Annotated in this window: 17 protein-coding genes; 11 read left to right on the forward strand and 6 right to left on the reverse strand. The window is 37.0% G+C overall.

What is annotated here, in order from left to right; translation table 11 throughout:
* The first annotated feature begins 236 nt into the window (after window positions 1-236).
* On the forward strand, window positions 237-4598 hold the full coding sequence (locus K1F36_RS13710; RefSeq protein ID WP_220114330.1) for an NACHT domain-containing protein: 4362 nt from the start codon (window positions 237-239) through the stop codon (window positions 4596-4598).
* 343 nt (window positions 4599-4941) lie between these two features.
* On the opposite strand, the gene K1F36_RS13715 is transcribed toward K1F36_RS13710, so the two are convergent.
* On the reverse strand, window positions 4942-5205 hold the full coding sequence (locus K1F36_RS13715; protein ID WP_220114331.1) for a hypothetical protein: 264 nt from the start codon (window positions 5203-5205) through the stop codon (window positions 4942-4944).
* A gap of 133 nt (window positions 5206-5338) precedes the next feature.
* Between K1F36_RS13715 and K1F36_RS13720 the strand changes: the two genes are divergently transcribed.
* Together K1F36_RS13720 and K1F36_RS13725 are read left to right on the forward strand one after the other, a co-directional pair.
* Window positions 5339-6130 (forward strand): sigma-70 family RNA polymerase sigma factor, encoded by a 792-nt coding sequence (locus K1F36_RS13720; protein ID WP_313790079.1) that lies wholly within the window; start codon window positions 5339-5341, stop codon window positions 6128-6130.
* 1 nt (window position 6131) lies between these two features.
* Window positions 6132-7229 carry a hypothetical protein gene (locus K1F36_RS13725; protein WP_220114333.1) on the forward strand — a complete coding sequence of 366 codons (1098 nt, stop codon included), beginning with the start codon at window positions 6132-6134 and terminating at the stop codon, window positions 7227-7229.
* A 114-nt stretch (window positions 7230-7343) separates the two neighbouring features.
* Here K1F36_RS13725 and K1F36_RS20405 read toward each other — a convergent pair whose 3' ends face one another.
* Window positions 7344-7631, reverse strand: coding sequence for a DUF6998 domain-containing protein (locus K1F36_RS20405; RefSeq protein WP_417944284.1), 288 nt, complete (start codon window positions 7629-7631; stop codon window positions 7344-7346).
* Window positions 7632-7737: 106 nt separating this feature from the next.
* On the opposite strand from K1F36_RS20405, the gene K1F36_RS13730 reads away from it, so the two are divergent.
* The 4 genes from K1F36_RS13730 (at window position 7738) to K1F36_RS13745 (ending at window position 15645) form a co-directional block, all read left to right on the forward strand.
* Complete coding sequence (locus K1F36_RS13730; protein ID WP_220114334.1) at window positions 7738-8118, forward strand: hypothetical protein; 381 nt, start codon at window positions 7738-7740, stop codon at window positions 8116-8118.
* Complete coding sequence (locus K1F36_RS13735; RefSeq protein WP_220114335.1) at window positions 8108-11503, forward strand: PIN domain-containing protein; 3396 nt, start codon at window positions 8108-8110, stop codon at window positions 11501-11503. Before K1F36_RS13730 ends, K1F36_RS13735 begins: the two co-directional genes overlap by 11 nt.
* Before the next feature lie 399 nt (window positions 11504-11902).
* Window positions 11903-13912, forward strand: coding sequence for a toxin-antitoxin system YwqK family antitoxin (locus K1F36_RS13740; protein WP_220114336.1), 2010 nt, complete (start codon window positions 11903-11905; stop codon window positions 13910-13912).
* A 482-nt stretch (window positions 13913-14394) separates the two neighbouring features.
* The gene (locus K1F36_RS13745; RefSeq protein WP_220114337.1) at window positions 14395-15645 is read left to right on the forward strand and encodes a site-specific integrase; all 1251 of its coding nucleotides are present in this window, start codon (window positions 14395-14397) and stop codon (window positions 15643-15645) included.
* Window positions 15646-15792: 147 nt separating this feature from the next.
* Here the strand turns inward: K1F36_RS13745 and K1F36_RS13750 are convergent, their stop codons facing one another.
* From K1F36_RS13750 to K1F36_RS13760, 3 genes are all read right to left on the reverse strand, one after another.
* The gene (locus K1F36_RS13750; RefSeq protein WP_220114338.1) at window positions 15793-16080 is read right to left on the reverse strand and encodes a hypothetical protein; all 288 of its coding nucleotides are present in this window, start codon (window positions 16078-16080) and stop codon (window positions 15793-15795) included.
* 152 nt (window positions 16081-16232) lie between these two features.
* Complete coding sequence (locus K1F36_RS13755) at window positions 16233-17330, reverse strand: hypothetical protein (RefSeq protein WP_220114339.1); 1098 nt, start codon at window positions 17328-17330, stop codon at window positions 16233-16235.
* Between the two features lies 1 nt (window position 17331).
* Entirely contained in the window at window positions 17332-18117 is a 786-nt protein-coding gene (locus K1F36_RS13760) for a sigma-70 family RNA polymerase sigma factor (protein WP_220114340.1), read from the reverse strand.
* A gap of 404 nt (window positions 18118-18521) precedes the next feature.
* Here K1F36_RS13760 and K1F36_RS13765 point away from each other — a divergent pair, with 404 nt between their 5' ends.
* The 4 genes from K1F36_RS13765 to K1F36_RS13780 all read left to right on the forward strand — a co-directional run bounded on the left by K1F36_RS13765 (window position 18522) and on the right by K1F36_RS13780 (window position 22140).
* Window positions 18522-18815: a hypothetical protein gene (locus tag K1F36_RS13765; protein ID WP_220114341.1), complete on the forward strand. Its 294-nt coding sequence runs from the start codon at window positions 18522-18524 to the stop codon at window positions 18813-18815.
* A 597-nt stretch (window positions 18816-19412) separates the two neighbouring features.
* Window positions 19413-19997, forward strand: coding sequence for a BfmA/BtgA family mobilization protein (locus K1F36_RS13770; RefSeq protein ID WP_220114342.1), 585 nt, complete (start codon window positions 19413-19415; stop codon window positions 19995-19997).
* 5 nt (window positions 19998-20002) lie between these two features.
* Complete coding sequence (gene mobB, locus K1F36_RS13775) at window positions 20003-21025, forward strand: MobB family relaxase (RefSeq protein ID WP_220114343.1); 1023 nt, start codon at window positions 20003-20005, stop codon at window positions 21023-21025.
* Between the two features lie 314 nt (window positions 21026-21339).
* A complete protein-coding gene (locus tag K1F36_RS13780; protein WP_220114344.1) occupies window positions 21340-22140 on the forward strand; it encodes a hypothetical protein in 801 nt (266 codons plus the stop codon).
* Between the two features lie 46 nt (window positions 22141-22186).
* Here K1F36_RS13780 and K1F36_RS13785 read toward each other — a convergent pair whose 3' ends face one another.
* On the reverse strand, window positions 22187-23056 hold the full coding sequence (locus K1F36_RS13785; RefSeq protein WP_220114345.1) for a hypothetical protein: 870 nt from the start codon (window positions 23054-23056) through the stop codon (window positions 22187-22189).
* Window positions 23057-23186: the final 130 nt, after the last annotated feature.

Raw genomic sequence — 23186 nt, forward strand, 5'->3', positions numbered from 1 at the left:
ATGACTCCCTAATTATTTGAATTGGCGAATAGGAAAAGAGCAAACGATTTTCATAGCTTGTTTTCTACACCATTCCGATATCCACGGAAACCTTCGAAAAATACGCATTCGATTTCTTAAGAAATCCTTCGTATTACTATTTTTAAATAAGAAAAGTATCAAAAGCAATATGTTAAAGCTCAACTAATTTATTATTTTAGAAAGCCTATTTTTCAAAATGCTCCAATGGACTAAACATGTGGAATAACTTCAAAACTTATGGAGATAGTCCCGAAATAGCTTTCGAGACACTGTGCAATCAACTTTTTGAAAGGTTTATGCACAGAAATTATAAAAAAGACCTCGCGAGGTTTAGGGTAATTAATGGAGCTGGGGGAGACGGAGGTATTGAAGCCTATGGTGAACTCCATGTCGGAGGTATTGTGGCAGTACAGTCCAAATGGTTCCCTACCGCGATGCAGACTTCCCAGATCAATCAAATTAAGAAATCCATTACCACAGCATTGGAGATAAGGCCAAATATTTCGGAATATATCATTTGTGTCCCAAGAAATTTTGCTTCAAAAAAAAGAGGGAAAGAGGGTAAGATTCCCAAAAATACAGAAGAGGATAGGGTAAACAAACTCGTGTCTGATATAAAAGAGCTTTACAACGACCTAAAACTGACCTGGTGGACTACAGATGGAATTCTAAGAGAATTACAACTAGCGGCCAACGAAGGTATCCACCGCTATTGGTTTGATAAGGAAACCATAGACTTTTCGTTGTTAACGGAGCAATTCAGGTTTCAGAAAACCAATAATTGGCTTAAGGAACGTTATGTTCCTGCCCTGCATACAAGAGGTGTCATCCATGAACAAGTGGGTCAACTGATTTTTTCCAAGAAGTACCGTGTGGCACTTATTTCCAGAGTCAGGGATGTACAGACAAAAATCCAAAAAACGGCTAAGTTGCTGGAAAGTTTTAGCGATTCGGTTTCCGAAAAAAGTCTATTGCCAGCCATAAAGGAAGTGGAAGCGTATTTGGCCAAAACAAATGTGGTCGCTTCCGATCTGATAAGGGAAATTGTAGCTTCCAATATGAATTACCGGGTAATTTCGGATTGTCAGGAACCGGAAGGCATTTCTATTTTGGCCAATTATCTCGATGACTTCAAGCCCATTGGCATTGAAAAAAATACGGTCTATGACCTAAAAGGGCTAGTACAGGACCTCCTTCGGATACGCCCCATGGGTTTTTTCATGGATATTGGGGATTTATTGAACGTCTCAAGAAAGTTTATCTTTGGTGGCCCCGGAACTGGAAAGACCCAAGGTTTGGCCAATGTTGTTGAACTGGCAATTGACAATGATTACCCAGCAATCTTGATCAGAGCCAAAACCGCCAATAGTGGTAATTGGACCAGTCTTTTGGAGAAGGCTATGGATGTTAGGGGATGGAACAAGAACGAGCTTTTTTCGGCATTGGAGGCCCTAGCAATCAAAAAGGACATACAAAAGGCCATGGCCCTAGATTATGGTGTAGAAACCGATTATTCCAAAACGGTTGCACTCATCTGTATTGATGGACTTGAGGAAGCCGTTGAAAAGAAAGAGGAATGGTATGACCGAATAGCGGAAACCAAGGAAATCACCCTACGATATCCGAGAATCAAATTTGTATTTACCGCACGACATTATTTTTACGACAATTCCAAGGGTATCGATTCATTATCGGAAGAGGTGCACCTGGAGGGTGATGGTGACGTTCAGATATACGAGGTCATCGGCGCGTATTTTGAACAATATCGGATTACCGGAAAACTATCACACCCAATACAGGGGCTTACTAGTCTTTTTGCCCTGAGGCTGTTTTGCGAGGAATATGAGGGTCAAAACCTAGATAATCTCGGGAAGGTCGAGACAACCGTTCAAAAGCTACTGAACCTGAAAGTGGCGCGTTTAAATGCGGAGTTCACCAAGAACGTCGGAACGGGTATGACCATAATTGAAAACCCTGTGACGGACGGTTTGTCCATATTATCCAAAGCATTCTATGAAAGTGGAAGCATAACGCATCAGGAGTTGGTCCAACTGCTTAGTCAAGACGAAGCTGCCTTTTTCACCCCTGAAACAGCTGCGAGCCTTATACAGTTCTTAGTTAACAATGGTGTCTTGACAAAATATGAACAGTTGGAAAAGACAGGTATTCTAGAAAAAAAAGTAACAAATTACAGCATCACGTACCAATCCATTATCGAGATACTGATCAGCGAGGAAATCTATGAAAACATAAAAGTGGAGAGTGAGGATAAACTTCCGGATATACTTTTTAGGCCCCTTGCCCTTCCAAAACACCAGGAGCCCATTAAGGATTTTAGGAGAAAATCAATTGCCCCAAACAGGCAAATAATTCAAAATCTAGTTTCACGGATCTTCAATGAACAGGAAAAACTCATTGGTGAGGAAGATTTCTTAGTAGATGGGCTTTCCCAGGACCAAGTTCTGGATTTGCAATTTGAGGCATTGCTAAGAGCACCCGAATCTTTGGCCGTAAAATATGATTCATTTGTTAGGGGTCTCTTTTTCAAAAATTACGAAATCCGTTTTAAAGTAATTAAAAAACTGATCATCCCTTCCTCAAAAGGCAATGGCAAATTTTTTAATGCCAATTGGTTGCACGAAATCTTGATGGGGCAGTCCACGGTCTTTGAAAGGGATAAACTCTGGTCGGATCTAGACAATGAGGAAATGAACGATTTTAGTGAGTCTGAACGTTATCTTTATAGGGCCAACTATACTCTAAGGAAACTTTTGACCGACAATATCCTTGATAGGGCTAGGGTATCCGATGATGCTACACATGAAGGGTTCCCTTTGATCCTTGCTTGGGGGCTTTCTACCATAGACAGGGAATTACGGGAGGGTATTTCTTCCGCCCTAACCCAATGGGGTATCCTAAACCCTAGGGAGTACAAGCTACTTCTCACTAAAATTTTTAATTGCAACGACCCCCAAGTCCAAGAAGATTTGGCCTCCATTACATTGGGAATTGCCAGCAGGCTGAAGGACTTCGATGGTCTCCAAGAACTGTCCGGATGGGCTCTGTCCACCATATTTGAACATCGTAGCGTACATCGAAATGTTATCGTCCGCCAAGGTTTTAGGTCCATAGTGGAAAGGGCATTCCGGTTTGGTTTAATTTCCGAGGAAAAAGTGGCCCTAGCCAGACCAAGGCCCATGGAGGATTTTAGGCTTTTGAAATTGGATACGGACTATTTTCGCAAGGCCCAACGAGAATATTATCCAATTGTCCATGACCTGGCATGGTATGTTATTGAAAAGGGCTATCAAAATTTTTTGACGGGTCACGAGGCTAAGAACGAGGCCGAGAATAAAAGTATCAGGCTAGAACACCAATTTCTTGACCAATACCGGAAGAATTATGGGAATAAGGAGATATATCCGCGATCCTGGACCATGTCTGCAGCACTTCATTATATTAAAGGGCTGGGGCTGACCAGAACTAAGGGCAGTTGGTTCACTGATGCCTCTCATGGATCAAAAAGCAAGATTTATACCTATGAGGAAAAATATACTTGGTTGGCGGTTCATTATCTGCAGGGGTACCTATCGGATTACTTGCCCTATGCGGAACGTTCTTATAGTGTGGAAAGGGACTGGATTGCCAACTATAACTTGCTTACACCGATTCACAATCCGGTTGAAAATGTTATGGATGAGGAAACCATAAACCATCAACTAGAAAAACGGAATAGCATTTGGCGAATCAAGGAGTCCCTTGTAAAAGAAATAGTCCCATCTGATAGCTTTCGGGAAGATATAGAAAAAGCTGTTCTAAAGGATCCCGATCTGGATTTCAAAAAGTGGCTTTTTTTTAAAGATTTTGAATTCTTAAATAAAAACGAATTAGCCGTAAGTCTCTACGGGTGGACAGAGTTGAACAATAGGTCGGAAACACTTATTACTTCCTTGAAGACTCAGGCTTGTATAATAGAAAAAAGGAATTTTGAAGTACTCAAGGACATTGTTATCAACCAACCTGGCGGTAGATATTGGCTGGGAGGCAGTGACAACTACCAAGCTTCGGCAGACACCTATGTATATGCCAATCCAACGGATATCGTATGGATGGACTGGATTGGGGAAAGCCAAAATGAAATTTGGATAACTGACGAAATTTCCTTCTTCTTTACGCGAACCAGTGTCACTAAAAATGATACCCAGGGAGAAAAGGAGGTTTTTATCCCAGCAAAAAAAGTAAGAGCCCTTTTAGGAATCAGTGATTATAAAGACGATAAATTTTTGGATACCACCAATACAGTTGTCGGGTCCATCTCCGAGGTTTCAGAGGGCTCATTCAAAGACCGACAGGAGTTGCTTGTTGTTAAATGGGACATGTTGCGAAAAGCATTGGAGGCCAAAGGGCTTCAAATATTGTGGTTTTCCCAATTTTTTTCGAGACAGAACCCATTTAATGAAAAATTAGACAAGGACTTTTATGCCCAGCGAGTTAAAAAGTATTTCATATGGCAAGAAAATAAAGAATTTAAAAGCCACAAATTTTGGGATGAAAGATTCAGTAATCATAAGGACTAATAATCAAATTCTTTGTCTTTTTTAGCCTATGTTATATTTTCGAATAAATCCCCGTAATAAATAATATCACTTTTAGTACTTGGGTAGTTAGTGTCAAAGATTAAATTGGTCCCGACCGAGAAATTCAGACTTATAATGAAACTGTTTTACGATAGCCATATGAAATGAAACTTTTTGCTTTCGTCATTCAAATGCTTTTTTAAAACTGCTAAATCTGTGTTTAATCTAAAATTTTCAGTTCTAGATTTGAATATTGGATGGAGTTTCATCGTTTATTGAGCTTTTGAAATACCTCTAAAGGAATAGTCAGGAAAAAATGTTACTCCTGAGCTAGTTTCAATTTTTACTTCAACTCTGCATATATAACCTTGGTAATCATTTCAGGTTCTATATCTAGTAAGTCTGCAAGTCTAACTATTTCTCCCATAGTGAACTTGTCGGGATGGTTCAGCTTGACCATATACCTGCCATAATTTATGCCAAGGGATTTCGCAATTCGGGTCGGATATAATTCTGCAAGTGTGTACATCTTTCGAATTTTTCCCGTCTCGAACATTGAACCTATGGAAACCAGTGCAGGGTCTTTATTATCATCTTTTTTTGTCATGGGCGTATTTGTTAACCCTAAAATGACAAGTAATTCATTTATAGTACTGTAAAATATACTTATAATAAGTTAATAATTACGATTAATAAATAAATGATTACATTTGGTAAGTATTCATTAAAATTTTATGCTCGTGATTTCAAATATCGACAACAAACATCTTGAATTATTGAAGAAAGGTTGCCCTTCGACTTTTGCAGAAATCTATACAAAATACAATAGACCAATTTACTGGCTGGGAAAGAGCTTTCTCGATGATGGTTTTGTTGTGCAAACATTGGTTCAGGATGTATTCTTGAAGTTGTGGGTGAATAGGGACAGTCTGGAATCCCCTAAGCATATTTATTTTTTCTTGCGGTTTGTGATGAAAAGGGAGTGTATTTCATACTATACGCGCCCTAAGAACAGGTTTTTCAGGAAAGTCCACTCGTTGGAGAGTTTTGAGAATTACCAAGACTATATGGTCGGGTATGACCCTGATGAAGACAATACCAATTTTAAACTACAAGAAGGAGAACAGGAAAAGTTCGAAAGTATCATACGCGTCCTGCCCTTATTGGATGACAGTAAGAGGCATGTGATCAATCTGTGTTTGAAATATGGCTTTCAGTATAAAGCCATTTCCATGGCAACGGGAAAGGGCATCAAAGAAACCTGTAGAGAGATCAAGGAAGCTATTGAAGATATTAAAACCATCCTACATCAAGGAAATAAGCTCGATTCTAGTAATAACAATACAGATGAGATAAAGTTTATTGGCGAGATGACCGAAGAGCAAGCTAGGGTGTTTAAAATGCGTTGTGAACTAAAATATTCCTTTTCCGAAATAGCCAATGAACTTAACCTCTCCCAAAAGGAGGTGCATCAGGAATTCATGATAGCCTATAGGCTAATGGAAGCAAAACATCAATTGCAATCAGCCTAGCATGGAAAAATCAACCCTAAAACTCACTCGAAAGATCCAACTCTTGATAGACCTCCCTACGAAAGAAGAGAAAAAGCAGGCTTTGGATAAACTGTACCAGTGGCAGAACAGGTGTTTTAGGGCAGCCAACCTAATAGTAACCCACCTTTATGTACAGGAAATGATAAAAGAATTCTTTTATCTATCAGATGGGATAAAATATAAATTGGCAGATGAAAAGAAGGATGAACAAGGAATCCTTAACCGTTCTAGGACAAACACTACCTATCGAGTCGTATCGGATCGTTTTAAAGGAGAAATCCCCACAAACATATTGTCCAATTTGAACCAAGCCTTGATTTCATCTTTCAAGAAAAATAGACCAGAGTATTGGAATGGTGAACGCTCCTTGAAAAACTTCAGGAGGGATATGGCCTTCCCTTTTGATTTGGAAGGTATGAGTGGATTACACTACAGTGAGGAGAAAAAAGCCTTTTGCTTCCGTTTGTTTCAGATTCCGTTTAAAACCTACTTGGGAAAGGACTTTACGGATAAACGAAAATTGTTGGAACGGGTAGTCGAGGGAGAGACTAAACTATGCACATCACATATCAAACTAAAAGACGGTAAGATTTTCTTATTAGCGGTATTCGAAATTGAAAAAGAAAGCCATGAATTAAGACCTGAGATTATTGCAGAGGCTTCTCTGTCCCTTGAATATCCCATTGTTGTAAGAGCCGGCAAAGCAAAGCTTACTATTGGTACAAAGGAAGAATTTTTATACAGAAGGCTGGCGATACAATCGGCACGCAGACGGGCAAAAATCGGGGCAACCTATTCCAAATCGGGTAAAGGCATCAAAAGAAAACTAAAGGCGGTTAACAAACTTGGTCAAATGGAACGTCAATATGTCAATAACCGTTTGCATGTCTATAGCCGGAGGTTGATTGATTTTTGTGTTAAACATAGAGCAGGAACCCTCATACTTTTGAATCAGGAGGAAAAAACCGAGATTGCTAAAGAAGAAGGGTTTGTATTAAGGAACTGGAGCTATTGTGATTTGATTACCAAAATAGAATACAAAGCTAAGAAAGCAGGTCTCGAATTAATTATTGATTAATAGAATGGTCGAGGGTGCTTGTACACCCGTAAGGTGAGGTCAATGACACTCACTAAATGCTTGTGGCATATACAACGCGTGGGCTCTCTTATTTAAATAACGGATGATTACTAATTAATTGATTTCCTTTAGCCTTTCACAAGGACTTACTAATTTATCTAGATTCCTGAGGTGGTTCCCTGAGATTCCATACCATATATTCCTGTACGACTTACGCTTTCTATCTTTAAGAAAATCACTTATTGGTTTGCCGGGGCCTTTATATATCACTTCAAGGTTACCGTCGGGAAAAATATGTGCAGCTATGAAATGTTCAAGTTCCTTATTGAAAGGATAGCTGAAGTTATATGCCATGCTAGCTTTGATTTGAAAAAATATAATAGCATGTGAAAAATCAAGCAATTTTGCATGGTCAAATCCAATTTAATTTTAAGTCTATCTGAAAACTCTGATAGTTTATTCTTTAAATTGCAGATAATCTGTAATTTAAATAGATAATAATATGCCAATGATAACAACCGCAGCTTTAACAGCTTTAATTACATCTCTTGCTCATAAGGGCTTCGAAAGTGCTTTTGAAAAAGCTGGAGAAAAAATTTCTGAAGGGGCCATTAATTGGCTTAAATCCTTGCTTTATAAAGATAACAGCCCTAAAAAAGCCTTAAAGGAATTACAGGAAAATCCTGAAAAGGAAGAAAAACAGCTAATTGTAAAATCCATAATAGAGAATTCCATTGAGGATAATGCAACCAATTTGAACTATCTAAGAGAAATTATTGAAATATTACCGAAGAACCAAAACCACATAACTAACTATAAAAATATCAATACTGGACAGATAAAAACTAGAGGCGGTGATGTGAACATAGGTGATAAATATGACAAATAAGAATATAAATCAAGGGGAGATAACTACCGAAAGCGGAGATGTACACATTGGTGATAAAATCACAAACCTAATTGATGGGCTTTCCTTGGTACTGCATGAATACAAGCAACAATTAAAGAGCATAGAACAACTTATAAATGATTTTAAACCAAGAACTGCACTAAAATTACTGGAAGAAATTGAATTAAGGATAACGGAAAATGGGATAAATGACAACTTGATTCAAAGTAAAATATTGTTCCTAAAGGCTACTTGCAAAAGTGAACTTTTTGATTATCCCGTACAAGTTACTGCTAACGAATTTATTCAATCCTATCTTTTGGCTAAAGAAGACAAAAGGCTTAAGGAAAAGGCCTGTGTTGAATATCTTAATCTTGATAATGAAAAGAAATCCTTGGAACTCGTCGATGAAATTCTTAGGATTGATGAATATAATTTGAATGCCTGGTATGTTAAAATCATTACCTCTCAGAATTTGAAATCTGTTATAAGAGAGGTGCCAAAAGTGATTTTTGAAAATTATGATTTCCAGTTGAATATAGCTTATTGGGTACTTGGGGTTGCGAAAAGGGAGTTTGCCGAGGAATGGGAACGCTTAGGACTCAAAGTGAGTGTAGATGTTGAGAAATACAAAAAGCTTACATTTCAAAATAAACATGCGTGGATAGTGGCACTGGATTTATTCATCAATAAAATTTTCAATGATTTTCCGATTCGATATGTTGCTGGCAAAAACTTTGTCTTTCAAGATGAATATATAATCGATGATGCAATAAAATTTTTAGAGAACTTTATTGCTCCCTTAGAAGAATCCGAAATTCAAGAATCAATATATCATCAAAAATTTTTTTACAACTACTTTCAATATCACAGTACGAAAGAAGGTAGGTTTCTTGATGAATTGGAAACAATCTATTCGAAACTTCCAAAGTTAAATTGGTTTTATACAATGACCTACTGTCAAGCCATTAACCATAATGGAAATTTCCAAAAATCCATTGAGGTCATTCAAGAATATGAGGATAAGGTAGGTGAAAAGATTAGTGAACTATTCCTGTTTAAGGCCTCATTACTTTTTTTATCTGGTAAAAGAGATGGGATTCCACAGGTTTTTGGTGAATATTTGAATACGGTCAACATTATTGACGAGCCTGTAGGGTTTAATATTCTAAATGCTTTTTTGAATCCACTTTCGTCCTTCACTAGTGAACAAGAATTTAAAAAGATTCTGGATAGTGTCTTTAAAAAGAATTTCAAATCAGAGGACTTGAAAAATTTATTCCAAATCACATGTGAAATAAGGTACACTAAGGATATAAATGAGCATGAGTTGTTTGATAAATTAACGAAACTGTCCAAGGTAAAGGAATTAGACCAAAACTATAAGGATTTACTCGCAGAGAATTTTCAGAATATTGGACGAACGGAAGAAGCAGTTAAATTTATTGGAACCTACTTGGATAAAACGAAGGTGTCTCCTTCTCTTAGATTTTATATTGTCTTGCTCGAAAAATTACTAACCAAGAACAAGGAAAGTGGTCGGGGAATATATAAAGAGTTACTTGACCTCCTGTCCTTTTATCGTTTGAACAGTAAAGAGCCGGATGAGTATTTGTTGGGTATTGAACATAACCTTAATCTCGCGAAAAATGATTGGGAGAATTTGAAAGAGGTTGATATTATTTTGTTCCAGTCCTTTCCAAACAATGAATTATATCTGCTTTTTTACCTACTATGTCTCGAAAAACTCAATTTACTTGAAGAATTAAAAGAGGTTTCAAAAACCACACCCACTAATTTTGAAAATGTATCTGTTGGAATACAGGTGAGTAAGTTACTGCTGAGAAATAAGGTGTATAAAGAAAAGGGAGCACAGATAATGTACAACCTTGCCATAGAGCCTTCCAATACTGAGGCCAGAAAATTATTTTTTGGTATTGCTCATTTGTTCAATGCAGATTTTTTTCGACAATTTGAATTTGTTGAAAAAGGGGTGTGGGTCAAATATTCAATAAATAGTGGAGTAGTTGAGGAAGTGAAAATAACCAAGGTGACTGGTATTCAGAAGGAACTGTTAGGCAGAAAAGTTGGAGACAAATTTTCAATCGAACAACCGTTGACCGGAAATATAAATGTGATTGAAGTGTTGAATATCTATAATGATGCATTAAAGCTCAATTATGATATACAAAAGGAAGCCCAAAACCCAATGAACGATTTAGGATTTGCAGCACTTCAATTTCCTGAAAAGATTGAAGATTTTGAAGATTTTCTTGTTAAACAATTCGGCCCAAAACAAAGCCAAGAGAATGCAATTCGAGAGAAGCATCTAAACGATTATTACAATTATAGAATTGGATTTACTGAAGTAAGTAGATCCGTCTTTAATAATCCTGTTGAAGCCTACCTTGCCTTGACCCACGAACGAGACAAAAAGTTTACTACTATCCCACTATTGATTACCCCAACTATATTGGAAGAAACAGAGTTTACTCTTGATTTTACATCGCTTTTACTTTTTTATCAACTCGAACAGAATCTGGATTTTAATTTCAAAATAAAGTTCAAGATTTCATATTTGATCAAAGATTGGGTCAAATTACTACTTGTGGAAGAAAAAAGTTCCAGAGGGCCTTTTGCAAGTCTTAATATTGATACCAAAGGTATTAAAAGATATTTGGTACCCGAAGATTACAAAGATAATCGCATTAATTTTTTCGAAAGTATTTTGAATTGGATAGAGGAAAATTGTGTTGTGGATTTGGTGGAAGAGAAATTGGACATAGCATATCAGTTAGAAGATAATATGGATGAAGCTGATTTAACTATGAAGCTAATGGTGGACAATATGCACTTTGCCTTACGGGAAAATAATCATTTAATAACTAGTGATAGTACATTATACCTTTTTCAGGCTAAATCGAAATTGAAAAATAATATAATCGGTCCTGAAAAGTTCTTACTACACTTCCACGCAACCAAGTGCAATACCGAATTTTATAGATTTTTGTTAAAGACTAATTATATAGGTGTTGATATTAATCTTGATACATTAAAAAATGAATTCTTTGCTTTGTTGTCCGGTAATGAGAATTACTACGGCAAATGCCTCGAAAATCTTTCTTATAGTGTACACAACAATCCAGAGGTTATCAATGTTACTTCTAAATTCCTAAAAGGATTGTATCTTATGGAATCGGTCACAATCGAAAATAAGAACCTGCACTCGTTTGAGCTTTTTAAAAGTACTTTTTACTCCATGCCGGAAAGTTTGATTAGGGTTTATAGGAACACAATCGTAAGGGAATTTACACTTCTAGGTAATTATTATGATGAAGTTCTTAAAATGTTTGATAGCACCAAATCCCTTTTTAATTCAAAATAGAATGAAAATCCTAATAAATACGTGCAAATTCTATCTCTGAATACTCTTTGCGGTTTTAATAGTGTCCTTAGTAATTTCCATGTGTTGGCTAATGTTAAAGTCTTGGTACGGTATTCCTAAATGGGCACATGAATTTGGAGATAGTTTTTGGAATGGCCAATAGCATTTTTTGAGCTTTGGCATTTGCATTCCTTATAGTTAAAGCACTCCTCCAGAAAAGAGTACTTGAATTACAGTGCAAAAAGTTAATTGAAACTAAAAAAGAAGTAAAAATATCGGCTGATTCCCAAATGGAGACTGTTCGTGCCCTTCAAGGGATTATTGACATTAATTATTATTAATAATATTATCTTATTCTATTTTATAAGTGGACAAAAATTTAAAATACTATTATAAACCATGAAAGCCTTTTACTTTTTTTTGTTTTTTTTCCCAACTTTATTGATAAGTCAGTATCAAATAAATGAAAATAATTTTCAAATATTAAAAGATCTTAAAGGAGAAATACTACTTGTAGATACTTATCAAAATCATCTAATTGATGACATGTACATTAAAGTATTTAATTCGGGTTCAACTAAAAAAAAATTAGAAAAAGAAATAGTAATTCTAGATAATTGGGATAGTAGAACTGAAAGACTTTTTTATGAAAATGGAGAGTTGCAATCTGAGAGCAGATTTAAGAATGGTGTCCTATATGAACAAATCCATTATTACGATAACGGTTCAGTAAGGGGCATTTCCATTTATAACGATAAGGGGAAAAAAATTAGCCAAAAAAATTTTGATTATAACGGCAAGTTGTATGGAATATATCATGCTGTAAATGATTCTGTAGATACTACAGAGTTTTACTTTAAAGATGGAAAGACTGCTTTAAGAAAAAGTCGTACGGGAGAAGATATTATTACAGAATATTACAACCAATCTAACGGTCTAATTCTAGCAGAGGAAACGATTACATCAACATACGAAAAGGAATGCTTTTATAGTTCAGATGGTGATTTGCTTAATGAGTCAGATTTTACTTTCGAATTTCTATTTGATGTTAAAAAATCAAAATACGGCAAAAATAGGGTTATCTCTGCATTAAAAATTATTGGAAATTTCGAAAATGGATTTCCTCAAGGTACCGTTGAAAGGTCAACAAATTCAAAAGAATCATATGATATACTCAATTATAAAAATGGCTTTAAACATGGATTACAACAATATTTCAGGATTGACCATGGAACTAAAGAAAACGAATTGGTTGTTGAAAAAATCTATAAAGCTGGTCAATTAATTGAAGTTAAACGATTCGATAAAAATAACAGAATCCGTGATATAGATTACTTATTGAAGGGGAAAACAAAAGTATTTAAAGACGGTGTTCCACAGTATTTTGTGTTGAATAAAAGAAATATTTATAATAGAAACCAAAGATTAAATTTAGATGATACTCCTTATGGAGGGAAGCTAGTCGAGAATGGGGATGAATTGTATTATGAAAATGGCTACTTAATAAAAAGAAAGAATTTTGATTCCAATAAAAATCTTGTTAGCGAGATAAAATACTATCCAGGTTACAAAACTGAAACATATTATTACAGGAGAGAATTCTCCAAATCTAATAAACCCTTGAAATTTTTGGAAAGAAAGGTTTCTAATACAGATAGCCGAAATATATATTTTGAACACTATTTTAAAAAGACAGGAGAAATTCTACACATTAACGAGTATAGTAAAGATTTCAAACATAAAGGCGTCTACAAGAAATTTGTTGTCAATGTTAAAGGTAAAGTTGTAGCCTTAGATGTTATTAATTATAATCAAAACGGTACTTTACACGGTACTTTCAACAAAGATAGTTATTTGGCAGAAACGTGGAATTTGAAAATGGCAGATAATTGTACTGCATTTTATAGAAATGGAAAATTAGAAGGCACGGTAACTTATTATAGTAAGAGTGGTACAACGGAAAGCAGGAAACCTTATTTGTTAGATTATTATGAAAATAATATACTGGTGAATAGACACATACTATTGAGATCTCCAGCAATCGCAACAAACTCTAATAGCAATAAGCCAAAAACTAATTCTAGTGCTGGCACTAAGTTTTATTATAATAGGGACTTTATTGTTAAGTCGCAAAAATGTACGTATGATGTATATTTTATTAATACTACAAATGGAAATTTTGATTGCCGCAATTACAAATTAATGGGAAGTGTTTCCCCATCCTCACCAATAACAGTAAGTCTCAAAGAAAATGAATCGGGTATAATTAAAGTATTAAAAATAGGTAAGAAAAATTTATGTGAACAATCCGGAAGTACAAAGCAATTATGGAATATTTCACCAAAAAAAATTAATAAAGACATTTCAATTGTTTTAAGTCCTTTTCTACATGATTTTGAATGTCGGTAATATCGGATTTGAGTTATGAGCTTAATTAAAAGTTCGATAATCAGGTTTTTAATATTTAAACGTAAACTGATGAATCTGAAACGCTCAAGGTTAAATCGTTGCTTTTCAAAAAAATGCCTAAATTAGTGGTGTGAAACTCCCATAAGTTTTGCCTCTGGATGTGCCGATTTGAACACGGTTCAGAGTTCGGTTAACTGGTCTTGGTTAACAGTGTAAAAAATTAAAAATCAGCTATTTATATTCTTAGGGGTGGGCCTGCCACCCCGACGAACCTAGAAATAGGTCACAACAAAACACTGTTAATCATTTGATTTTCAGTGTTTTTTGTTTTTTATGCATTCATTTGATTTCATTTAAAACCAAATAAAAGGTGTGCAATTCGGTGTACAGCGATTAATCTGGAATGTACTAACTTGAAAGGACTTTAGAGTACGATTTGACTTTCGTCTTTACAATTTATTGTTTAACCAAAGTCATGGAAAATGAAATCAAAACACACTTTCACCGTAATTTTCTTTACCAGAAAATCAAGGAGCATTCCAAACCAATTATCCATCTATGTTCGCATTACAGTGGACGGCAAACGTGCCGAAATCAGTCTTAAAAGAAACATTCCCTCCAAAGAGTGGGACAATTCACGGAACCGGGGCAGGGGAGGTTCACAGAGGATCAGAGCATTGAACGCCTATCTGGACAGCGTTTATGGTGAACTATTGGACTGCCATAAAGAACTTTTGGAAGAGAACAGGGTTATTTCCTCAAATGCCATCAAGTCCCGTTATCTTGGCGAGGATGACAACAGTAAGACCTTAAGGGAACTTATCAAGTACCACAATGAGAATATGTCAATTGTCCTGAAAAAAGGGACCATGAAGAACTATTATACAACGGAAAAGTACCTGCACAGATTTTTAGCCAAGAAAAGAAAGGTAAACGATGTCCACCTTAAACAGTTGAACTATGCCTTTATCACCGATTTTGAGCATTTTCTGCGCAATTACAAAGATTCGAAGAAGAATTTATTATTGGGCAACAATGGGGTGATGAAACATCTGGAAAGGTTCAAGAAGATGCTCAACCTTGCCGTCAAATTGGAATGGATGGACAAGAACCCGTTCAACCAGTTCCAGTTGAAATATAACAGATATGATAGGCAGTTTTTGGACGAAGAGGAACTGGAGCAATTGGAAAGCACGGAACTAGGGAACGAACGTTTGGAGCGGATAAGGGACTGTTTTGTGTTCTCATGCTATACAGGCCTTTCCTATGTGGATGTCAAGGAGCTGAACAGTGACAATATCGTAAAGGGAATCGACGGCAACCATTGGATAAGTACCAAGCGTGAAAAAACGGACAAGCCCGTTAAGGTACCCTTGCTCCCAAAGGCACGGGAAATCTTGGAAAAGTATATGCAATGTCCAGAAATGGAAAATAAGGAAAGCCTGTTGCCGATTAGTTCCAATCAAAAGACCAACGCCTATTTAAAAGAGATAGCGGATTCCTGCGACATTGACAAAAACCTGACCTTTCATGTGGCAAGACATACCTTTGCCACAACCGTCATGTTGTCAAATGGTGTACCCATCGAAACAGTCTCGAAACTTCTCGGGCATAGCAAACTGTCCACCACACAGATTTATGCCAGGGTCGTGGAATCCAAGATAAGTGAGGACATTGGCAATCTTTTGATCAGGTTCAAGGAAAAGGCAGTCAAAAAAAGTGCAGTTACATGAAAAAAGGGGAGATGATATTAGCTTCTTTTTACATACTTTAGCCTACCAGATGAATGGCTGTCATCACAGAATACTGCGTTCCAGAGTGGTTTTTCAGTGAGTTGTATATGGTGTTTTGGCAACTATATACCTCTTTACACCTTTGATTTATTTACTGGTACTGGTGGGTTTCTTGCTATCCCTTAAAAATGCCCTACCGCTCCTAAATGCGAAAAAAGCAATTATCCAACCAATGGATTGCATAAACCAAGCGTATCCAAGCTCATGTCTTACACCTGCATCGGGATCGAGCAATAAATAAGGAGTCCTTTTAAGTAGTGGTAAAAAATTAGGAATAAGGAAAACCCCAATTGCGATACCTATAAGGAGAAGCAATATCCCAAGGGTTCTATCTAATATTTGACGGTTTCTGGACACTTCATTAAAAGTATCCATTTTCAATCGTTCAAAAAAACTTTATCGGTGTTTAAGGTTATAGATTGTTATTGTTAGCGTGTATCCCACAAGTTGTATGTGTTGTTCACACTTAGTGAGTGTTGTTGACAACCTCACCTCACGGGTGTACAAGCACCCTCAATATCCAATTGTCATGCAGTAATCAGCTCAATGCCTGCTTTCTCTGCCTTGTATTTTATTTTGGTCATTAGCTCATAATAGCTCCAGTTCCTTAATACAAATTCTTCTTCTTTGGCAATCCCGACCTTGTCCTCTTGATTCATTAAAATAAGTGTCCCTGCCTGATGCTTGATACAGAAGTCTATAAGTTTTCTACTGTATACATGTATGCGGTGTGCCACATAATTACTTTCTGTTTTGTGATACTTGTCCACTGCTTTAAGTTTTCGTTTGCACCCTTTCCCTGATCTGGAATAGGTCGCCCCAACCTGAGCCCTTCTCCGGGCTGCCTGTATAGCCAGCCTACGATAAAGGAATTCTTCCTTGGTGCCGATTGTAAGTCTGTTTTTTCCTGTCTTCACAACTATGGGATATTCCAAGGACAATGATGCTTCAGCGATGACCTCTGGTTTTAGGATATGCTTTTCCTTTTCGATTTCAAACACCGCCAGCCAAAAGATTTTTCCGCCATTCAGTTTAATGTTGGAGGCACATAGCTTGACATCACCTTTTACCAAACGCTCCAACAGCATTCGTTTGTCCGTAAAATCCTTGCCCAAGTAGGTTTTAAATGGAACCCGGTACAAACGGAAGCAAAAGGCTTTCTTCTCTTCATCATAGACAATCCGACTTATACCCTGCAAGCCAAAAGGAAATGCCATGTCCTTCTTGAAATTCGGCAATGAGCGTTCGCCCTTCCAGTATTGAATCCTATTTTTATTGAATGAGGAGATCAAGCCATGGTTCAGGGTGGACAATATGTTTGTAGGAACTTCTCCTTTGAATCTATCAGATACCAATCGATAGGTAGTGTTTATCCTAGAACGATTAAGAATTCCTTTTTCATCTTTTTTTTCATCAGCCAATTTATATTTTATCCCCTCGGATAGATAAGAGAATTCCTTTATCATTTCCTGAACATACAGATGGGTTACTATGAGGTTGGCTGCTCTAAAGCATCGGTCCCGCCACTGGTACATCATATCCATAACCTCTTTTTTTTCGTCCTTGGTAGGGAGGTCGATCAATAATTGAATCTTTCTAGTGTGTTTTAGCGTTGACTTTCCCATATTAAGCTGATTGTAATTGCAATTGATGATTTGCCTTCATCAGCCTATAAGCTTTCATGAATTCCTGATGGACTTCCTTTTGGGACAGTTCAAGTTCTTTGGCTATTTCAGAAAAGGAATATTTCAGTTCACAGCGCATTTCAAGAACTTTTGCCTGCTCCTCGCTCAGCTCCCCACTGAACTTGATTTGATTTGTCATGGTGTCACTGGAATCGAGTTTGTTTCCTTGATGGACTATGGTTTTAATATGTTCAATGGCTTCCTTTATTTCCCTACTGGTTTCAATAATGCCTTTACCCATTACCTTGGAAATAGCCTTGTACTGGAAGCCATATTTTAAACAGAGTTCGATCAAATGCCTTTTATCGGCATTCAACAAGGGAAATATACTTTTGATATGGTCGAAGGATTTTTGTGTCGATTCCTGATCATCGAGGTTTTTGGAATCATTTACCGGATCATACCCTGCCATGTAATCTTGGTAATTTTCATAATCCTCCAGAGAGTTGACCTTCTTGTAGAACTTATATTTTGGTTTTCTATAATATGAGATACATTCCCTTTTCATCACAAACCTCAAGAAATAGAAAATGTGCTCAGGTGATTCCAATTTGTCCCTATTGACCCATAATTTTAAAAAGGTATCCTGGACAAGGGATTCTATTAAAAATTCATCACTAAGCCATTGCTTACCTATCCAAAATATACTCCTAAAGTATTTGGCATGGATATGGTCCAAAGCAGAAGAATCGCCAATTTTTAAAAGTTCAAAATCACTGTATGACATAACAGGCCTCGTTTAAGATGGTCAATGCACCATGGTTAAAATTGATTAGCTTTAAAAGCTGATGCGATTTCTTAAAAAAGGATAAAGAGAAGATAGCTTTGAAAAGTTGAGAAAGCCCCTTTCAAACAAGATAAAGAGGGCGTGAATACTTAACTTATAGCATCAAGGTACTGGTATACCGCACGACAATAAGTAAGCTCACGCCCGGGCCGTGAGCATTTGCACTTATCATCTCGTCGTTAAAAATTACCAGTTTTTGATGCGAGAATCAAAGCGAATGCTTCTAATATGATTAACTTAAGAAGTTTCGCAAATATGTTATTTCCGGGATAAATATAATAAAAACCCCTGAATGAGAGCGAACGCTCTCAAAAAAACTTCCTATAATTTTTTCATTTGTGTTAATGGCAAAGAAAAACACAAATAAAAGTAAAGTTTATTTTTCTGATAAATATGTATGCAGGTTTATCAGTGAGGAATGGTTGACCTCAAAAGACACAAGTGCCAGAAAGTATGGTAAAATATACGGTGTCAACTATCACGTGATAGAAAAAATACAGCAGGAGAATGGTTACAACATACCATTATCCACCTTAAGCACCATCTGTTTCAACCACGGAATCAAACTATCGGATTTCTTTAAATTGGTGGAAAAAAAGTATGGGGAATTTTTGAATGATAGCTATGAGTACAAATAATTCTGAATTGTAATTTAATCCTTTTATTCAATTTTCAGTAACCTTACTTATTTCCATTTATTGTCCACTTGTTGAAGAGTTTTTGGGTTAACTGTTTTACGGCTACGGAACAATTTGCATCCGTTCATAGGTGGTTATATTTCCCCATTTTTTCATATCCCATTTATTCCAGTTCCAAAGCGTATTAATTGAATGCAAACCGTGTTTTTCTCCTTTGCCATTAAATTCTATATTTATGTGGTTGAAAAACAACAGTATAATGTACGGCATATTTGATTTGACTTTCCTGAAGTCCGTACAAACCAAAGTATGTTTATGTGGCAGCTGATTTTCAATCATGCTGTATTTCTTCGGTCCCGCTTGCGGGACGGAGGAATAGCAAGAGGGTGATGCGCAAATTGCGCCATCACGGTTGTTTTCGGGTCTTCAACAAGTTGAAAACCAGTTAATTGAATGGATTTTGGAATACTGTACAAAATCAGGGGCTACAGTAGACTTTTCCGAAATCTACAGTAAATCCTTTGGGAAGCCCAATAAACACTGGGAATTTTTGACGCAAAAATTGACGCAATTTCACTAAAAAACAAAATCGTACCTATGGAAAAGCAAATAACAAACGGCAGAACAAAGAAAGGAACAAGTGGTTATTCCAATATCACGGTAAAGAAAGAAACGGCCATACGCTTCCGCACTTATTCCAAAAGGTTCAGCAAATCGCATAGTGAGGTATTGGATGGAATGATACAATACTTCAAGGAGAACAATCTTCACCCTTTTGGAGAGGGGACAAAGATCATCCTAGACAGTATCAAAAAGTTGGAGCGTCAGATGATGAAAAAAATCGATAGGCTCATCGCCATTATAAAGAACATGGAAAAGACCAGTATCCGGCCCACCTATGAAATGATGCTCATACTTTACGAGGCCTATGTAAAGGATGGGAGGAAGCCGAGGCGGGAACCAGTCCAATTACAGGAAGAGCGTATGGATTTTTTGGAGCCTAGAAATACCGTTCCGAAAATAGAGCACCAGAGAATCCTTCGTGAATTCGAAAGCTATAAAAAGCGTTGCAATGAAATCCTCAACAGTGTTGAAAAGGTAGAACCCATGATGGGAAAGCCGTATCTGAAAATCAATATGGGCATCGGGGTTTTTGAAAGCTTAAAGTACCAATTAAAATAACGCCCATGTACCTTACCATCTCAGCACAGAAAATGGGCAGTACCTACAACTCCAGTGTAGGGAACTATGTGGACTATCTGGAAAAGGAGAACAAGGACAGGCTGCCCGAGCAAAGGGAGGAATTCTTTGACCAAGAGAACGACAGCGTAAGCCCTCAAACGGTCATCGAGGACATAGATGCCAATACGGCCAAGTTAAGGCAGAAAGACCCAAAATTCTATTCCATAGTGGTCAGTCCCAACCAAAGGGAACTGAAGGCTATCGGGAATGACCCAAATCTGCTAAGGGAATACACTAGGAAGCTAATGGAGGACTATGCCAAGAGTTTCCATAGGAACCAAGAGGTCAAGGCCGAGAACCTAAAATATTACGCCAAGATAGAGCATGAGCGCACCTATCGGGGCTTAGACAAACAGGTTCAGGAAAATGCACCCTACCGAGGGGAAATAGCAAGGCTCAGGAACGAGATACGGAAAGTGGAACGGGGCGAATCCATAGGGAATGTCAAGGAGCTTGAAAAGCAGATTGCAGAGCAAACGAGATTGGCCCCGCATAAAAAGAATGGACAGTTAGTGGCAGCCGGAATGAAGAAAGAGGGACCACAGACCCATATCCATATCATAGTCAGTAGAAGGGATGTGACGAATACCTATACCCTTTCCCCAATTGCCAAGCACAAGGCATCCGCAGTGGAACTGAACGGAAAGACGGTCAAGAGAGGATTTGATCGGGACAGCTTTTACCAAGCAGCGGAGAAGACCTTTGACAGGACAACGGGGTTCAAAAGGAACTATGTTGAAACCTATGCTGGTAGAAAGGCCCATGCCAAAGAACCGGGAAAGTTCTTTGCCAAGGTGATGGGATTGCCCACCAAGGAAAAGGACATGGCCTTTAAACTTCTGAAGACGATGGGTGTCAAAGCTCCCAGTATCCCGACCAATAAAGTACAGATTGCGGCCAAAATCATCAAAGCCCTTGGAAAGGGTATAGATAGGGCCAGGGGCACAGGTGAGGATATGGGGTGCTGAAATCCAACAAGTAGGTTGCGCCCTATCGTGTTTTTGCTTCACGCTTATCTACCGGAACACTACAAAAACCCGATAGGATCCATGCGCAAAAGTTTGGGGTAAGATTTGGGGTTTTTATTGTTCTACTTTTAAACAGTTCGGTTTTAAGGGGAGCTTACAATCCAGATGGTGAGACCCTGACCCCTGCGGTGAAACGCATAGCAGCATTGAGATAAGTTTTCGGTCTTATTGCTTATCTCCCAACGTCTCGGCCAACTCATAGCCGGGGCGTTTTTATTTGCTATCTTGTAATCATCATTAACAGGATATTTCTTATGGACAAGAAAGAAGAAAAAGAACCCGTTAGGTTTACAATTGAATTTAAGCGTAAATGGATTATTTGGCTGGTCATTTATTTGGTTCTAATAATTTTCAGCCCAGTATTGTTTTCCAAGATTTCAACTTGGATAAGTTTTGACGCTTCAAGCGGTGTGATTGGTGATACTATTGGAGGAGTCACAGCTCCTTTCATTAACCTGCTCGCTGCTTTTTTAGTGTATCTCTCCTTCAATGCACAAATTAGAGCAAATCAACAGTTGAACAAGGAAAATGAATTTAATTATGTTGTCAATTTATTCAATTTGGTGAAGACAGATTTTGAGGAAAGGAACACTATACACCTTGGAAGCCGCCCGGTCAGTAATCTCAAGTATATCTATGATTGGATGTTGTCTTATGAAAGTAAAGACAGATTTATCAGAAACCTCAATCTTAGATATAAGGAAAGTGACCCAACAAATCTTTATGACGAGAGATATAGAAAAGCAGAAATAAACAATAGGGTTAGAGAACCTTTTCAAGTTGTCAGAAGTCAATTATTTACTTTAAAAGACATGATTAGTGAAATAAGAAAGAGTAATCTTGAAAATGGGCTTAAGAATTTTTATCGATTTCAAATTGAAAGTATGCTATTCAATATGGATTTGTGGCTACTACTTAACCCAGCATTTTTTGAAAAGATGGAATCACTGGATATATTAGAGGATTTGGAAATTCAAGCAGCATATCGAGATTGTAAACTAATGGCAAAAGTTGTCAAAGGTATGGGATATACTGTAAGGTCAGCGCTAGGTTAAGTAGTGGCTAGTACAAATTATTAAAACTAGTGGATGAATCTCTATGCTATGTCAATTGTTTAAATGAGCTTGTTTGTGCAATTGCAGCTTTTAAGACCTGAAAACATATTTTAGCAGTGTGCATTGTTGGGTGAAATTTGGTGCTGACCTGTTGGTATGGATGAATGTAATTTCTGAAATCCCTTAAGGAATGACTAAATTTTTTCACGTCTTCCATAATTATGCCGATTTCACAAGCCGTGTTTATAAGTTGTTGGAGCGTCCAATTATGGAGAGGTTTGACTTTTCCTGTCTTATCTTTTGCTGATGATACGGCAGAATTAAATTTTTGTGGGTTATTTAATGCAATACCTAATAAAATACCTTCCAATGTGCTACCTGATAAGAATATTACGGCAAGAGGAGATTTGGCATTAAGGCATAATTTTATTTCAGACAACCTTTTTTCGAGAACAGATGAAATCTGAGTGTCTAAATTCAGAGACTGGATTGAAATTTCACTAAACTCTTTTTCTAAAAAGGCATCCTCATCAATAGTAGGTTCTAGATTGTCGTCATTCAAAATTATTTTTGAAGTTTTTTGAAATGTCAGGACATCGTCATTTCTTACAATCTTCCATTTATCAAAAGCTAAATATTGATTTAAATCTTTTATATGCTCGTCTAGAACAGAAATTCTACCAATGAATTCTGATGGGTCAAGCAATAATTTGATGCACTTGTCCAATTCGGGTGTCCCATTAATTTGACTTAATTTTTCATCCGTATAAATCCATCTGGAAGGAAACCCTTGTCCATAGGTGTCATTGAAGCCTAACATGTTAAAGAAGCGCACAATCTGAGGGCCACTTCTATATTGTGTCTCTTCGTTGATCAGGTTTCTAAGTTTTTCTAATGTTTTCTTTTTTAATTGCATTCTCTTCCAATTGTCGCCCTAAGATAGAAATACTTATTAACAGTATTCTTTGTCCCCCGAATTGTCACTGTTAGCCTTCCCTAAAAATAGGACAGTTTAAAATTCAGATTTTCTAACTTTAAATTTTAAC

This window comes from Flagellimonas abyssi, from assembly GCF_019457905.1.
Taxonomy (GTDB): domain Bacteria; phylum Bacteroidota; class Bacteroidia; order Flavobacteriales; family Flavobacteriaceae; genus Flagellimonas; species Flagellimonas abyssi.

Coding starts and splice junctions, on each gene's coding strand:
- K1F36_RS13710 (WP_220114330.1), top strand. CDS start 237: ATGTGGAATAACTTCAAAACTTATGGAGATAGTCCCGAAATAGCTTTC.
- K1F36_RS13715 (WP_220114331.1), bottom strand. CDS start 5,205: ATGACAAAAAAAGATGATAATAAAGACCCTGCACTGGTTTCCATAGGT.
- K1F36_RS13725 (WP_220114333.1), top strand. CDS start 6,132: ATGGAAAAATCAACCCTAAAACTCACTCGAAAGATCCAACTCTTGATA.
- K1F36_RS13730 (WP_220114334.1), top strand. CDS start 7,738: ATGATAACAACCGCAGCTTTAACAGCTTTAATTACATCTCTTGCTCAT.
- K1F36_RS13735 (WP_220114335.1), top strand. CDS start 8,108: ATGACAAATAAGAATATAAATCAAGGGGAGATAACTACCGAAAGCGGA.
- K1F36_RS13740 (WP_220114336.1), top strand. CDS start 11,903: ATGAAAGCCTTTTACTTTTTTTTGTTTTTTTTCCCAACTTTATTGATA.
- K1F36_RS13745 (WP_220114337.1), top strand. CDS start 14,395: ATGAAATCAAAACACACTTTCACCGTAATTTTCTTTACCAGAAAATCA.
- K1F36_RS13750 (WP_220114338.1), bottom strand. CDS start 16,080: ATGGATACTTTTAATGAAGTGTCCAGAAACCGTCAAATATTAGATAGA.
- K1F36_RS13755 (WP_220114339.1), bottom strand. CDS start 17,330: ATGGGAAAGTCAACGCTAAAACACACTAGAAAGATTCAATTATTGATC.
- K1F36_RS13760 (WP_220114340.1), bottom strand. CDS start 18,117: ATGTCATACAGTGATTTTGAACTTTTAAAAATTGGCGATTCTTCTGCT.
- K1F36_RS13765 (WP_220114341.1), top strand. CDS start 18,522: ATGGCAAAGAAAAACACAAATAAAAGTAAAGTTTATTTTTCTGATAAA.
- K1F36_RS13770 (WP_220114342.1), top strand. CDS start 19,413: ATGGAAAAGCAAATAACAAACGGCAGAACAAAGAAAGGAACAAGTGGT.
- mobB (WP_220114343.1), top strand. CDS start 20,003: ATGTACCTTACCATCTCAGCACAGAAAATGGGCAGTACCTACAACTCC.
- K1F36_RS13780 (WP_220114344.1), top strand. CDS start 21,340: ATGGACAAGAAAGAAGAAAAAGAACCCGTTAGGTTTACAATTGAATTT.
- K1F36_RS13785 (WP_220114345.1), bottom strand. CDS start 23,056: ATGCAATTAAAAAAGAAAACATTAGAAAAACTTAGAAACCTGATCAAC.